This is a genomic window from Pseudomonas sp. P105, from assembly GCF_032614175.1.
GTDB lineage: Bacteria > Pseudomonadota > Gammaproteobacteria > Pseudomonadales > Pseudomonadaceae > Aquipseudomonas > Aquipseudomonas rhizophila.
This window is the reverse complement of record NZ_CP126693.1, coordinates 1,478,613-1,492,872: the sequence shown is the minus strand read 5'-3', so window position 1 is coordinate 1,492,872 and position 14,260 is coordinate 1,478,613. Positions and strand designations below refer to the sequence as shown.

Sequence of the window (14,260 nt, the reverse complement as noted above, 5' to 3'; positions counted from 1 at the left end):
CAGTCAGTTGGTTCTTGACTGCCAGGCCCTCATCGCGAGCAGGCTCGCTCACACATTTGAACTTCAGTGACGGCAAGAACCGCCTCCAACATCACCCCTGCCGTGTTGTCTGGCTCAACGCAAAATCCTGCAACTGCGGGTAGAACAGCTGAAAGTCTTCGCTCAACGGTTCATAGAGCCTGATCAATTCTTCCATGGCCCCGGCCAGTTCCTCCGGCCGGGACAGGCGTCGGGAAATCCCCCGCAATACTTGCCCAAGCACATCGAATTCTCGATAAGACCCCAGCCAGTCATCCGCCGCCATGTAAGGCGCGATTTGCGCCAGACGCCCAGGCAACTGCGGCTCGGCGGCGAGCACTCGGTAGACCTGGGAGGTGAAGTCCATCAACGGCCCTTCGCCATACAGCGCCCAGTCCCGGGCCAGGCAATGATCAAAAAACACGTCGAGCACAATTCCGGCATAGCGCCGCCGTACGGTGGAAAAGCGCGACAAAGCGATATCCACCACGGGGTGGCGGTCGGTGTACATGTCGATGCGTCGATGCAGGGCAATCGCCGCTTCGATCTGCGGATCGTACAGCCCTTGCAACGGCCCTTTGACGAAGTCGCCGTAGAGGCTGCCGAGCAGTCGTTCCCGGCCGGGGCCGCCGAGGTGCAGGTGTGCGAGATAGTTCATGGCGCGAAGCTTAGCACCGCCGCGCCAATATCGTTATAACCCGATATAGCGATTTATTCGGTTTTCAGATCAAATCCATATTGGTGTATCGCGAAATAACGATTTAAAGTTCGCCCCATCGCGATATAGCGTTTTACTCATTCCGAGCAGCCAACCATGCCCCTCGACCTCGACGAAATAATAAAAGCCCTGGCACACCCAGTACGGCGAGACATCCTCAACTGGCTCAAAGACCCCAAGGTCCAGTTCCCCGAACAGTTGCACAACCACGAATTCGGCATTTGCGCCGGGCAGATCGACCAGCGTTGCGGCCTGTCGCAGTCCACGGTGTCCGCCCATCTGGCGGTGTTGCAACGGGCGGGGCTGATCACCAGCCAGAAGGTCGGTCAATGGCATTTCTTCAAACGCAACGAGGACGTGATCCAGCAGTTCCTCAAGCAAATGAGCCAAGAGCTCTGACCCGACAAGGATCCACCATGCCCCTCTCACTTCTCATCCTGGCCCTGAGCGCCTTCGCCATCGGCACCACCGAGTTCGTCATCATGGGCCTGTTGCCTGAGGTGGCGGCCGACCTGGGTGTATCGATTCCCGGCGCCGGCTGGCTGGTGACCGGCTACGCCCTGGGCGTAGCCATCGGGGCACCGTTCATGGCCCTGGCCACCGCACGGTTGCCGCGCAAGGCCGCCCTGGTCGCGCTGATGGGGATCTTCATCGTCGGCAACCTGCTCTGCGCCATCGCCAGTGATTACAACGTGCTGATGTTCGCCAGGGTCGTCACCGCCCTGTGCCATGGCGCGTTCTTCGGCATCGGTTCGGTGGTGGCCGCCGGCCTGGTGGCACCCAACAAGCGCGCCTCGGCCGTAGCCCTGATGTTCACCGGCCTGACCCTGGCCAACGTACTCGGCGTACCGCTGGGCACCGCGCTGGGTCAGGAAGCCGGCTGGCGCTCGACCTTCTGGGCCGTGACCGTCATCGGCGTAATTGCACTGATCGGCCTGATCCGCTTTCTGCCGGCCAAGCGCGATGAAGAAAAACTCGACATGCGCTCGGAACTCGTCGCCCTCAAGGGCGCAGGCCTGTGGCTGTCCCTGAGCATGACCGCGCTGTTCTCCGCCTCGGTGTTCACCCTGTTCACTTACGTCGCCCCGCTGCTGGGAGAAGTCACTGGCGTATCGCCCCGCGGCGTGACCTGGACCCTGGTGCTGATCGGCTTGGGCCTGACTCTGGGCAATATCATCGGCGGCAAGCTGGCGGACAAGAGCCTGGCGAACACGCTGATGGGGGTTTTCACCACCATGGCTGTGGTGTCCACCGTATTGAGCTGGACCAGCGTCGCGCTGATCCCCACTGAAATCACCCTGTTCCTCTGGGCCACCGCCTGCTTCGCCGCCGTGCCGGCCCTGCAAGTCAACGTGGTGACCTTCGGCAAAGACGCGCCAAACCTGGTTTCCACCCTGAACATCGGCGCCTTCAACATCGGCAACGCCTTGGGCGCCTGGGTCGGCGGCAGTGTCATCGACCACGGCCTGGGCCTGACCAGCGTGCCCCTGGCCGCCGGTGCGCTGGCCGTGCTGGCGCTGCTGGTCACCCTGATCACTTTCCGCCAGGGCGGCAATGCCGACCTGGCCCCTGCCACTCACTGACTTTTAACCCTTAACTTTCGAGGTTGTAATTGATGACGACTATTTTCGATCCAATCAAACTCGGCGACATCGAGCTGAAGAACCGCATCATCATGGCACCGCTCACCCGCTGCCGTGCCGACGCCGGCCGTGTGCCCAACGCGCTGATGGCCGAGTACTACGTGCAGCGTGCCTCCGCTGGCCTGATCCTCAGCGAAGCCACCTCTGTCACGCCCATGGGCGTGGGCTACCCCGATACCCCCGGCATCTGGTCCAACGACCAGGTGCGCGGCTGGAGCAACGTGACCAAGGCCATCCACGGCGCCGGCGGCAAGATTTTCCTGCAACTGTGGCACGTGGGCCGGATCTCCCATCCGTCTTACCTGAACGGCGAATTGCCGGTGGCGCCCAGCGCCATCCAGCCCAAGGGCCATGTAAGTCTGGTGCGTCCGCTGGCCGACTACCCGACGCCACGCGCGCTGGAAACCGAGGAGATCGCCGATATCATTGAGGCTTACCGCGTAGGCGCCGAGAACGCCAAGGCCGCCGGTTTCGACGGCGTGGAAATCCATGGCGCCAACGGCTACCTGCTCGACCAGTTCCTGCAAAGCAGCACCAACCAGCGCACCGACAACTATGGCGGCTCCCTGGAAAACCGTGCCCGCCTGCTGCTGGAAGTGACCGACGCTGCCATTGAAGTCTGGGGCGCCGGCCGGGTTGGCGTGCACCTGGCGCCACGCGCCGACTCCCATGACATGGGCGACGAGAACCGCCTGGAAACCTTCAGCTATGTGGCCCGCGAGTTGGGCAAGCGTGGCATCGCCTTTATCTGCTCCCGTGAAAAGGAAGGCGAAGACAGCATCGGCCCGCAGCTCAAGCAAGCTTTCGGTGGCCCGTACATTGCCAACGAACGTTTCACCAAGGACAGCGCCAACGCCTGGCTGGCCGAGGGCAAAGCGGATGCCGTTGCCTTTGGTGTGCCGTTCATTGCCAACCCGGACCTGCCGGCGCGCTTGAAAGCTGACGCACCGCTGAACGAGCCGCATCCGGAAACGTTCTATGGGAAAGGCCCGGTGGGTTACATCGATTACCCCGTGATGTAAATAAAAAACCGGCCTTACAAAAAGCCCCGACTCGCAAGAGCCGGGGCTTTTTTACATCTGTTGACGGCTGACGCAATCAAACTCCGCAGACATCGAAACATCAAATAACAACACCACACTTACTCACTATGGATTAACACACCGTACAGCGTTAATAATAAGCCCGAACAACAACCCACTCAACCAATGGATTTAACCGACATTTATCAAACTTAATAAGCAACTTCAATTCTTGTAAAAAACAACACTAAACCGAGCAACTTCAATTACGCGCCATTATCTTACGCAGGCTTTAGCGCGCCTCGTAATACATGAGAGACACATTACAATGAACATGATGAAAAACTTAATCCTCGCTCTGCTACTGGGACCGGCAGCCGTCGCCACCAGCCTGGCCAACACCGGCATCACCGTGGAGCTGGTAAACAAAACTTCTCACGCCTTGGAAATGACCAACATTTTAAGTGAGCAACCCACGCCCCCGGACATGTTCTTGAGCGCTTATGATGTCCCCGCCAAAACAACCCGCGAATTCTATTTCGCCCATAACAGGAAATTCACTTATCCCGCTGCTGGCTGGCAACCGACGCTGAGAAAAATCAAACCGATTGAATTAGTTCTCTCCTATCAAATGAGCACCTTCAACTTCGGCTGCCAAATGCAAACCCGCTTTGAAGCCCCCATCGGTTTTGGCGTCCTGGAATCCAGTTACAGGCCAAACAGGAAAAGCAAAACTGCGTATACCGGCAATGGTGAATACACCTGCCGCTCGGAAATCTTTCAGAAGATGCTCGAACCCCCTTTCAACTATTCCGTGCGCCTCATTGTTGAATAAACCGGAGGGTCGGTAACAGGCCGGCACGACAAGTACAGGCGCCTCAATGGCGCCGGTACATCAACACGCCATAATCCTCCTGCACAATCGCGAATCGCGAGCGATCAACGTGTCTGCAGTTCGTCTATAAATGACTCTGCCGGGATCAAGGCCCGGCGGGGTCCTCGCCGTTCAGCTATTGACACAAACCGATGAAATTGAGCATTTTGTTTTATTTGCGCAGGTTGGGGCTCAGGTGCAGCATATCCAGCCCGATCTCCACCCAGCGCTCGGCCTCACCCGCCAGTGCGAAGCTGTCGGGAGCCAGTAGCCACTGGTACAAAATGCCGTCGATGTAGGCATGAATGGCGACTGCTGCCCTTTCGGGATCCAGATCGCCCGGCAACTGGCCACGCTTCATCGCATTGCGCAACGACAACGCGATACGCACGTTGCAATCGAGACTGACCTGGCGCCGCTGCTGGCGCAAATCGCACATTTCATCGGTGAATTCGCACTTATGAAACAAAATCTCATTAATGCGTCGGGTTTTCGGGTCCAGGGCCACCTGTTGGAACAACCGCACCAGCAGCTTGCGAACACAACCCAGGGGGTCAAGCTCCTCTTCACTTTCACTGGCGCGGGCCAAATCGTCGAGCGGCTCGTGCAACGTATCGAGCATGGCCTGGAGCAGGTCCGCCTTATTGCTGAAATGCCAGTAGATGGCACCGCGCGTTACACCGGCCAGCGTCGCGATGTCAGCCAGTGTCGTGCGGGCCACACCGCGCTCGAAAAAGGCTTTTTCGGCCGCTTCGAGTATCTGGCTGCGAGTCTCCAGAGCTTCCTCTTTGGTACGACGGACCATGGCAGTAAACACCTCAATCAGGATGCGTAAGCAATGCGTAAGGATCAACTGAACAAAATGTGAGGCGGCGTTTTTCACAACGCTTCTGCGACCTGCGCAGGCCTTTTGTCAGGCTTTTGTAAATACCGATGGTACGCAATTTGGGTGTTTACAAACAACCGTGTACGTAAGTATATTTCTTAGCATCCTACTAATTGTTTATCTCGCTCTTTTTCACCTTCCACTTTCTTGTGCGCCTCTTACGCGCCTGGACCCGAGGATTTCCATGCAATTCAAGCCAGCTGTTACCGCTCTGGTTACCGCCATCGCCCTGGCATCGCTGCTCAGCGGATGTAAAAAGGAAGAGGCGGCACCTGCCGCACCGGCTCCTCAGGTCGGCGTCGTAACCCTCAAGACCCAGCCGTTCACCCTGACCTCGGAGCTTCCCGGTCGCACCAGCGCGTTCCGCATCGCGGAAGTTCGTCCGCAAGTCAACGGCATCATCCTCAAGCGTCTGTTCAAGGAAGGTGCCGACGTCAAGGCCGGCCAGCAGCTGTATCAGATTGACCCGGCCATGTACGAAGCGACCCTCAAAAGCGCCGAAGCAAACCTGCGCTCAACCAAGTCCATTTCCGATCGCTATAAACAATTGGTGGACGAACAGGCCGTCAGCCGCCAGGAATACGACACCGCCGTGGCCAACCGCCTGGAGTCGGAAGCCAATCTGCAAACCGCCCGGATCAACGTGCGCTACACCAAGGTTTACGCGCCGATTTCCGGTCGCATAGGTCGCTCCTCGGTGACCGAGGGTGCGCTGGTCAGCAACGGTCAGGCCGATGCCCTGGCAACCATTCAGCAACTGGACCCGATTTACGTCGACGTGACGCAGAGTTCCGTGGAACTGCTGCAACTGCGCCGTGAACTGGAAAGCGGCCGCCTGCAGAAGGCTGGCGACAACGCCGCCATGGTCAAACTGACCCTGGAAGACGGCAGCCAATATGCCCATGAGGGCAAGCTGGAGTTCTCCGAAGTGTCGGTCGACCAAACCACCGGTTCGGTAACCCTGCGCGCGGTGTTCCCTAACCCTGACCACACCCTGCTGCCGGGCATGTTCGTCCACGCACAACTGCAGGCCGGTGTGGACAGCGCGGCGATTCTCGCGCCGCAGCAAGGCGTGACCCGCGACCTCAAAGGCATGCCGACCGCCCTGGTGGTGGGCCCGGACAACAAGGTCGAGCTGCGCCAGCTCAAGGCCAGCCGTACCGTCGGTAGCCAGTGGCTGATCGAAGACGGGCTCAAGGCTGGCGATCGCCTGATCACCGAAGGGTTGCAGTACGTACGGCCAGGGGTGGAAGTCAAAGCCACTGAGGCCACCAACGTTGGCGCAAAGAACCCGGCCCCCGCACAGGCAGCTGACAAAGCCGCCGGCGGCAAAGGGGAGTAAACCATGTCGAAATTTTTTATCGACCGTCCGATTTTCGCCTGGGTTATCGCCCTGGTGATCATGTTGGTCGGGGCCCTGTCGATCCTCAAATTGCCGATCAACCAATACCCCAGCATCGCGCCGCCGGCCATTGCGATCCAGGTCACCTACCCGGGCGCATCCGCGCAGACCGTGCAGGACACCGTGGTGCAGGTCATCGAGCAACAGCTCAACGGCATCGATAACCTGCGTTATGTCTCCTCGGAAAGTAACTCCGACGGCAGCATGACCATCACGGCGACCTTCGAACAAGGCACCAACTCCGATACCGCCCAGGTCCAGGTCCAGAACAAGTTGAACCTGGCCACTCCGCTGCTGCCGCAAGAAGTGCAGCAACAGGGCATCCGCGTGACCAAGTCAGTGAGAAACTTCCTGATGGTGATCGGCGTGGTGTCGCGCGACGGCAGCATGACCCGGGAAGACCTGTCCAACTACATCGTGTCCAACATGCAGGACCCGATCTCGCGCACAGCCGGTGTCGGTGACTTCCAGGTCTTCGGTGCCCAGTACGCAATGCGAATCTGGCTCGACCCAGCCAAGCTGAATAACTACAGCCTGACCCCGGTAGATGTGACCAACGCCATTTCCGCGCAGAACGTCCAGATCGCGTCCGGCCAACTCGGCGGCCTGCCTGCCCTGCCCGGTCAGCAACTGAACGCCACCATTATTGGCAAGACCCGCCTGCAGACCGCCGAACAGTTCAAGGCCATCTTGCTCAAGGTCAATCCGGATGGCTCGCAAGTGCGCGTCGGCGACGTGGCGGATGTCGCCCTGGGCGGCGAGAGCTACAGCATCAATGCCCAGTTCAACGGTGCCCCGGCCTCCGGTCTGGCAGTGAGACTGGCCACCGGTGCCAACGCCCTCGACACGGCCAAGGCCCTGCGCCAGACCGTCGAAGATCTCAAGCCGTTCTTCCCGCAAGGCCTGGAAGTGGTGTTCCCCTACGACACCACACCGGTGGTGAGCGAGTCGATCAAGGGTGTGGTTGAAACCCTGATCGAAGCGGTTGCCCTGGTGTTCCTGGTGATGTTCCTGTTCCTGCAGAACTTCCGCGCCACCATCATCACCACAATGACGGTGCCGGTGGTACTGCTTGGCACTTTCGGGATCCTCGCGGCATTCGGCTTCAGCATCAACACCCTGACCATGTTCGGCATGGTGCTGGCCATCGGTTTGCTGGTGGACGATGCCATCGTCGTGGTGGAGAACGTCGAACGGGTCATGAGTGAAGAAGGCCTGTCACCCAAGGAAGCCACCAAGAAATCCATGGGCCAGATCCAGGGCGCCCTGGTGGGTATCGCTCTGGTGCTCTCGGCGGTACTGCTGCCGATGGCGTTTTTTGGCGGCTCCACCGGCGTGATCTACAAGCAGTTCTCCATCACCATCGTCTCGGCCATGGCCCTGTCGGTACTGGTGGCCCTGATTTTCACTCCGGCCCTGTGTGCCACCATGCTCAAGCCCATTCCCAAGGGTGAGCACGGCACGCCGAAACGCGGCTTCTTCGGCTGGTTCAACCGCACCTTCGACCGCGGCGTCCGAAGCTACGAGCGCGGCGTGGGCAACATGCTCAAGCACAAGGCGCCGTACCTGCTGGCCTATGTGATCATCGTGGTTGGCATGGTCTGGCTGTTCACCCGCATCCCGACGGCGTTCCTGCCGGAAGAAGACCAGGGCGTGCTGTTTGCCCAAGTGCAGACCCCGGCGGGTTCCAGCGCCGAACGGACCCAGGTGGTGGTGGACAACATGCGCGAGTTCCTGCTGCGTCCAAGCAAGGATGGCGGTGAAGGCGATGGCGTGGCCTCGGTGTTCACCGTGACCGGCTTCAACTTCGCTGGTCGTGGCCAGAGCTCCGGCCTGGCGTTCATCATGCTCAAGCCGTGGGAAGAGCGTGACGCTGAGAACACCGTGTTCAAAATCGCTGGCCGCGCCCAGCAACACTTCTTCACCTTCCGCGACGCAATGGTGTTTGCCTTCGCTCCGCCGGCGGTGATGGAACTGGGTAACGCCACCGGTTTCGACGTGTTCCTGCAGGACCGCGCCGGCATCGGCCATGAGAAGCTGATGGAAGCCCGCAACCAGTTCCTGGGCATGGCTTCCCAAAGCAAGATTCTCTCCCAGGTGCGTCCGAACGGCCTGAATGACGAGCCGCAGTACCAGTTGGAGATCGATGACGAGAAGGCCAGCGCCCTGGGCATTACCCTCTCGGACATCAACAACACCCTGTCGATTGCCCTGGGCAGTAGCTACGTGAACGACTTCATCGACCGTGGTCGGGTGAAGCGGGTGTACGTCCAGGGTCAGCCGAATGCACGCATGAGCCCCGAAGACCTGCAGAAGTGGTATGTGCGCAACAGCGCCGGGACTATGGTGCCGTTCAGCGCATTCGCCAAGGGCGAATGGGTCTACGGCTCGCCGAAACTGGCCCGTTACAACGGCGTGGAAGCAATGGAAATTCTGGGGTCGCCGGCCCCGGGTTACTCCACCGGTGAAGCCATGGCCGAAGTCGAGGCCATCGCCCAGAAACTGCCGGCCGGCGTCGGTATTTCCTGGACGGGCCTGTCCTACGAGGAACGTCTTTCCGGCTCCCAGGCGCCTGCGTTGTACGCCTTGTCGCTGCTGATGGTATTCCTCTGCCTGGCGGCGCTGTATGAAAGCTGGTCGATTCCGATCGCGGTCATGCTCGTGGTACCACTGGGGATCATCGGTGCCTTGATGGCGACCAGCCTGCGCGGCCTGTCCAACGACGTGTACTTCCAGGTGGGCTTGTTGACGACCATCGGTCTGGCGGCGAAAAACGCTATTCTGATCGTGGAATTCGCCAAGGAACTCCACGAGCAGGGCCGCACGCTGGTGGAAGCCGCCATTGAAGCCTGTAGGATGCGTCTAAGGCCGATCATCATGACCTCCCTGGCGTTCGTTCTCGGCGTGGTGCCGTTGGCGATTTCCACCGGCGCAGGTTCAGGCAGCCAGCACGCCATCGGCACCGGTGTGATCGGCGGTATGTTGACCGCCACCATCCTGGCGATTTTCTGGGTGCCATTGTTCTTCGTGACTGTGTCGTCGATAGGCCGTCGCAAAAATATCGACCAGGACGACACTCCTGAAACTTCTAAAGAGGCTGGCCAATGAGCAAGTCGCTCCTCTCTCTGACCATCGCCGCCGTCGTGCTCAGCGGCTGCTCGCTGATCCCCGATTATCAGCGGCCCGAAGCACCGGTCGCCACGCAGTACCCGCAAGGTCCGGCCTACGAGCCGGCCAAGGCGGCCAGCCAGGCCGCCGCCGAACAGGGCTGGAAACAGTTTTTCCATGACCCGGCCTTGCAACAGCTGATCCAGGTTGCCCTGGAAAACAACCGCGACCTGCGCGTCGCGGCGCTGAATATCGATGCTTACGCCGCGCAATACCGCATCCAGCGGGCGGACCTGTTCCCAGCGGTCTCGGCCACCGGTTCCGGTAGCCGTCAGCGAGTGCCGGCACGGGCGTCGCAAACCGGTGAGGCGGCCATCAGCAGCTCCTACTCCGCGACCCTGGGCATCAGTGCTTATGAACTGGACCTGTTCGGCCGGGTGCGCAGCCTGAGCGAGCAAGCGTTGCAAAGCTACTTCGCCACCGAAGAGGCCCGTCGCAGTACCCAGATCAGCCTGGTGGCCAGCGTTGCCAACGCCTACCTGACCTGGCAGGCCGACAAGGAACTGCTCAAGCTGACCCAGGAAACCCTGGGCACCTACGAGCAAAGCCTCAAGCTGACCTCCCGCAGCGCCGAAGTCGGCGTGGCCTCGGCCCTGGACCTGAGCCAGGCACGCACGGCAGTGGAAAACGCCCGCGTACAACTGGCGCGCTACACCCGCCAGGTGGCTCAGGATGAAAACAGCCTGACCCTGCTGCTGGGCACCGGCCTGCCGTCCAACCTGAGCACCCAACCGCTGAGCGATGACCTGCTCAGCGAAGTGCCGGCGGGGTTGCCGTCAGACCTGTTGCAACGTCGCCCGGACATCCTCCAGGCCGAACGCAACCTGCTGGCCGCCAACGCCAACATCGGCGCCGCACGGGCCGCGTTCTTCCCCAGCATCAGCCTGACGGCCAACGCTGGCACCCTGAGCCCGGACCTGTCCGGCCTGTTCAAGGGCGGTTCGGGCACCTGGACCTTCGCCCCGCAAATCAACCTGCCGATCTTCAACGCCGGCAGCCTGCGGGCAAGCCTGGATTACGCCAAAATCCAGAAAGACATCAACGTCGCCAATTACGAGAAGTCGATTCAGACCGCGTTTCAGGAAGTCTCCGACGGCCTGGCCGCACGCCGGACCTACAATGAACAGTTGCAGGCCCAGACCGCCTTCGTCGCCGCCAACCAGGACTACTACAGCCTGGCCGAGCGTCGCTATCGCATCGGTGTCGACAGCAACCTGACCTTCCTCGACGCCCAACGTCAGTTGTTCAGCGCCCAACAATCGCTGATCACCGACCGCCTGGCGCAACTGACCAGCGAGGTCAATCTGTACAAGGCGTTGGGCGGTGGTTGGAATGCCGAACCCGGCAAGAACGAACCGGTGGCGGAGAAAGCGCCGCCGCTGAAATTGTTCTGACTTGATGCCTGAACGCTGAAACACGAAGCCCACCGGATGGTGGGCTTTTTGTTTGTGCACGCTGTGTGGGAGCAAGGCTTGCCCGCGATGGCGGCCTGACAGTCGGCCAGGGTTTTGTTGATTGCGTACATATCCGTTTCTGCGGTAACGGCCACTTAGGGTTCCGCCCTTACGGCGGGTCACTTTCGAAAATCCGGAAGCCGGCCCAGGCGAAAGTAACCAAAGCGCTTCTGCCCCACCACTCGGTGCCTCGCCTAGGCTCGGCATGCCCGCACTCCGGCATTGCTCCGTGGGCCCGCCGCGAAGGGCCATCCATGGCCCAGCGCGGCTACCTCGGCATCCATGCCGAGGTGCCCACTGCGCAATGCCTGCGTGCGGCCAGCGTGGTTAACGGGGCGCCGAGATCAACGCCCACCGCGAGGCGGCCTTATAGCCGACCTGATTTTTTGGTGATCGCGTTCCTCCTGTGGGAGCGAGCTTGCTCGCGAAGAGGCTGGAACATTCAACATTATTCATCGACTGTGCCATCGCCTTCGCGAGCAAGCTCGCTCCCACAGTTGGACCGGGATACGACCGGGAGAGTCAGGTCGGCTATCAGGCCGCCTCGCAAGCAAGCTTTGCTCCCACAGTTCTGACCGGCGTACGACCGGGAAAGCCAGGTCGGCTATCAGGCCGCCTCGCGAGCAAGCTTTGCTCCCACAGTTCTGACCGACGTACGACCGGGAGAGCCAGGTCGGCTATCAGGCCGCCTCGCGAGCAAGCTTTGCTCCCACAGTTGGACCGGGATACGACCGGGAGAGCCAGGTCGGCTATCAGGCCGCCTCGCGAGCAAGCTTGCTCCCACAGATCTGACAGGTGTACGACCGGAAGAATCAGGTCGGCTACTAGGCCGCCTCGCGGTGGACGTTGATCTCGGGCGCCCCGTTAACCACGCTGGCCGAACGCAGGCATTGTGGAGTGGGCATCCCGGCATGGATGCCGGGATAGCCGCGCTGGGCCATGGATGGCCCTTCGCGGCGGGCCCACGGAGCAATGCCGGAGTGAGGGCACACCGAGCCTAAGCGAGGTGCCGAGTGGTGGGGCAAGAGCGCTTTGGTTACTTTCGCGCTTTTCGAAAGTGACCCGCCGTAAGGGCGGAACCCTAAGTCGCCGTTACCGCGAAAATGGATATGTACTCAGTCAAAAACATCCTGGCCGACTGTAGGCCGCCATCGCGATCAGGCTCACTCCCACAAAGATCCAATCAGTTTTTGCCGTTCGATAATCGCCCAAAACCCGCAAACGGCAATTGAACCGATCCCAGCCGGCCCTTCACCATCGCTCGCACAAAACCAATAACAACAGGTTCGATGCCATGCCCATAGACCCCGCCTCATCCGGCTGATCCTTCGATCGCCTTACCGTCCAGCTCCACAGTGCCGACTGCAACCCAAGGTTGCGGCAGCGACCCGCTTTGCCCACAAAAACTAGAGACATGCCCATGAAACCTACACAGCATTTATTCCCCAGTCTTATCGCTATCGCCCTGTCTGGCGCCACCCTGCCCGTCCTGGCCGCAGAGTCGGGTTTTGTCGAGGACGCCAAGGTCAATCTCAACCTGCGCAACTTCTACATCAACCGCAACTTCACCAACCCGGCTAACGCCCAAGGCAAAGCCGAGGAATGGACCCAGAGTTTCATTCTCGACGCCAAGTCCGGCTTCACTCAGGGCACCGTGGGTTTCGGTATGGACGTGCTGGGCATGTACTCGCTCAAGCTCGACGGTGGTCGCGGCACCGCCAATACCGGATTGTTGCCGGTGCATGACGATGGCCGTCCGGCCGATGACTTTGGTCGCCTGGGTGTCGCACTCAAGGCCAAGGTGTCGAAAACCGAATTGAAGGTGGGCGAATGGATGCCGGTGCTGCCAATCCTGCGCTCTGACGACGGTCGCTCCCTGCCGCAGACTTTCCGCGGTGGTCAGGTCACCTCCACCGAGATCAACGGCCTGAGCCTGTACGGCGGCCAGTTCCGCGCCAACAGCCCGCGTAACGACGCGAGCATGGAAGACATGTCGATGAACGGCCGCGGCGCGTTCACGTCCGACCGCTTCAATTTCGGCGGCGGCGAATACGCCTTCAACGACAAGCGCACCCAGGTCGGCGTCTGGTACGCGGAACTGTCGGACATCTACCAGCAAAAATATTTCAACCTGACCCACAGCCAGCCCATCGGTGACTGGACCCTGGGCGCCAACCTGGGCTACTTCATCGGCAAGGAAGAAGGCAGTGCCCTGGCGGGCGACCTGGACAACAAAACCGCCTTCGCCATGCTCTCGGCCAAATACGGTGGCAACACCTTCTACGTCGGCCTGCAAAAACTCAGCGGCGACGATGGCTGGATGCGCGTCAACGGCACCAGCGGCGGCACCCTGGCCAACGACAGCTACAACTCCAGCTACGACAACGCCCAGGAAAAATCCTGGCAAGTGCGCCACGACTTCAACTTTGCCGCCGTCGGCGTACCGGGCCTGACCCTGATGAACCGCTACATCAGCGGTGACAACGTACACACCGGCACCATCACCGACGGTAAGGAATGGGGTCGCGAAAGCGAATTGGCCTACACCGTACAAAGCGGTGCGTTGAAGAGCCTCAATGTGAAATGGCGTAATTCGACGATGCGTCGGGATTACAGCACCAATGAGTTCGATGAGAACCGGCTGATCGTCAGCTATCCGATCAGCTTGTTGTAAAAGCCAAACATGGGTGGAGGCTGTACCGGCATCATCGCGAGCAAGCTCGCTCCCACAGGGGGATCAGCGTTGAGCATAAAATTTGTGCTCACTGAAGATCCAGTGTGGGAGCGAGCCTGCTCGCGATGGCGTCATCACATTCAACATCGATGCAAGCTGACCCACCGTTTTCGCGAGCAGGCTCGCTCCCACAAAGGGATCAGTGTCGAGCATAAAATTTGTGCTCACTGAAGATCCAGTGTGGGAGCGAGCCTGCTCGCGATGGCGTCATCACATTCAACATCGATGCAAGCTGACCCACCGCTTTCGCGAGCAAGCCCCCACAGGGGGATCAGTGTCGAGCATAAAATTTGTGTTCACTGAAGATCCAGTGTGGGAGCGAGCCTGCTCGCGATGGCGTC

The 14,260-nt window shown here is 60.2% G+C and carries 10 protein-coding genes; 8 read left to right on the top strand and 2 right to left on the bottom strand.

Annotation, left to right across the window (positions count from 1 at the left end):
• Positions 1–91: 91 nt before the first annotated feature.
• Entirely contained in the window at positions 92–676 is a 585-nt protein-coding gene (locus QOM08_RS06710) for an ACP phosphodiesterase (RefSeq protein ID WP_047228025.1), read from the bottom strand.
• Positions 677–832: 156 nt separating this feature from the next.
• Between QOM08_RS06710 and QOM08_RS06705 the strand changes: the two genes are divergently transcribed.
• The 4 genes from QOM08_RS06705 (at position 833) to QOM08_RS06690 (ending at position 4,236) form a co-directional block, all read left to right on the top strand.
• On the top strand, positions 833–1,135 hold the full coding sequence (locus QOM08_RS06705) for an ArsR/SmtB family transcription factor (RefSeq protein ID WP_047228026.1): 303 nt from the start codon (positions 833–835) through the stop codon (positions 1,133–1,135).
• Positions 1,136–1,152: 17 nt separating this feature from the next.
• On the top strand, positions 1,153–2,319 hold the full coding sequence (locus tag QOM08_RS06700; RefSeq protein WP_047228027.1) for an MFS transporter: 1,167 nt from the start codon (positions 1,153–1,155) through the stop codon (positions 2,317–2,319).
• Between the two features lie 32 nt (positions 2,320–2,351).
• Positions 2,352–3,401, top strand: coding sequence for an alkene reductase (locus QOM08_RS06695; RefSeq protein WP_076386007.1), 1,050 nt, complete (start codon positions 2,352–2,354; stop codon positions 3,399–3,401).
• Positions 3,402–3,729: 328 nt separating this feature from the next.
• On the top strand, positions 3,730–4,236 hold the full coding sequence (locus QOM08_RS06690; RefSeq protein WP_316912726.1) for a hypothetical protein: 507 nt from the start codon (positions 3,730–3,732) through the stop codon (positions 4,234–4,236).
• 211 nt (positions 4,237–4,447) lie between these two features.
• On the opposite strand, the gene QOM08_RS06685 is transcribed toward QOM08_RS06690, so the two are convergent.
• Entirely contained in the window at positions 4,448–5,080 is a 633-nt protein-coding gene (locus tag QOM08_RS06685; protein ID WP_139050948.1) for a TetR family transcriptional regulator, read from the bottom strand.
• Between the two features lie 265 nt (positions 5,081–5,345).
• Here QOM08_RS06685 and QOM08_RS06680 point away from each other — a divergent pair, with 265 nt between their 5' ends.
• The 4 genes from QOM08_RS06680 (at position 5,346) to QOM08_RS06665 (ending at position 13,859) form a co-directional block, all read left to right on the top strand.
• Positions 5,346–6,503, top strand: a complete 1,158-nt coding sequence (locus QOM08_RS06680; RefSeq protein ID WP_188252078.1) for an efflux RND transporter periplasmic adaptor subunit — start codon at positions 5,346–5,348, stop codon at positions 6,501–6,503.
• 3 nt (positions 6,504–6,506) lie between these two features.
• On the top strand, positions 6,507–9,671 hold the full coding sequence (emhB, locus tag QOM08_RS06675; RefSeq protein ID WP_139050950.1) for an efflux RND transporter permease subunit EmhB: 3,165 nt from the start codon (positions 6,507–6,509) through the stop codon (positions 9,669–9,671).
• Positions 9,668–11,125 carry an AdeC/AdeK/OprM family multidrug efflux complex outer membrane factor gene (gene adeC, locus QOM08_RS06670; protein ID WP_047228033.1) on the top strand — a complete coding sequence of 486 codons (1,458 nt, stop codon included), beginning with the start codon at positions 9,668–9,670 and terminating at the stop codon, positions 11,123–11,125. Before emhB ends, adeC begins: the two co-directional genes overlap by 4 nt.
• Before the next feature lie 1,480 nt (positions 11,126–12,605).
• On the top strand, positions 12,606–13,859 hold the full coding sequence (locus QOM08_RS06665) for an OprD family porin (RefSeq protein ID WP_316912725.1): 1,254 nt from the start codon (positions 12,606–12,608) through the stop codon (positions 13,857–13,859).
• Positions 13,860–14,260 lie beyond the last annotated feature (401 nt).

Coding starts and splice junctions, on each gene's coding strand:
- QOM08_RS06710 (WP_047228025.1), bottom strand. CDS start 676: ATGAACTATCTCGCACACCTGCACCTCGGCGGCCCCGGCCGGGAACGA.
- QOM08_RS06705 (WP_047228026.1), top strand. CDS start 833: ATGCCCCTCGACCTCGACGAAATAATAAAAGCCCTGGCACACCCAGTA.
- QOM08_RS06700 (WP_047228027.1), top strand. CDS start 1,153: ATGCCCCTCTCACTTCTCATCCTGGCCCTGAGCGCCTTCGCCATCGGC.
- QOM08_RS06695 (WP_076386007.1), top strand. CDS start 2,352: ATGACGACTATTTTCGATCCAATCAAACTCGGCGACATCGAGCTGAAG.
- QOM08_RS06690 (WP_316912726.1), top strand. CDS start 3,730: ATGAACATGATGAAAAACTTAATCCTCGCTCTGCTACTGGGACCGGCA.
- QOM08_RS06685 (WP_139050948.1), bottom strand. CDS start 5,080: ATGGTCCGTCGTACCAAAGAGGAAGCTCTGGAGACTCGCAGCCAGATA.
- QOM08_RS06680 (WP_188252078.1), top strand. CDS start 5,346: ATGCAATTCAAGCCAGCTGTTACCGCTCTGGTTACCGCCATCGCCCTG.
- emhB (WP_139050950.1), top strand. CDS start 6,507: ATGTCGAAATTTTTTATCGACCGTCCGATTTTCGCCTGGGTTATCGCC.
- adeC (WP_047228033.1), top strand. CDS start 9,668: ATGAGCAAGTCGCTCCTCTCTCTGACCATCGCCGCCGTCGTGCTCAGC.
- QOM08_RS06665 (WP_316912725.1), top strand. CDS start 12,606: ATGAAACCTACACAGCATTTATTCCCCAGTCTTATCGCTATCGCCCTG.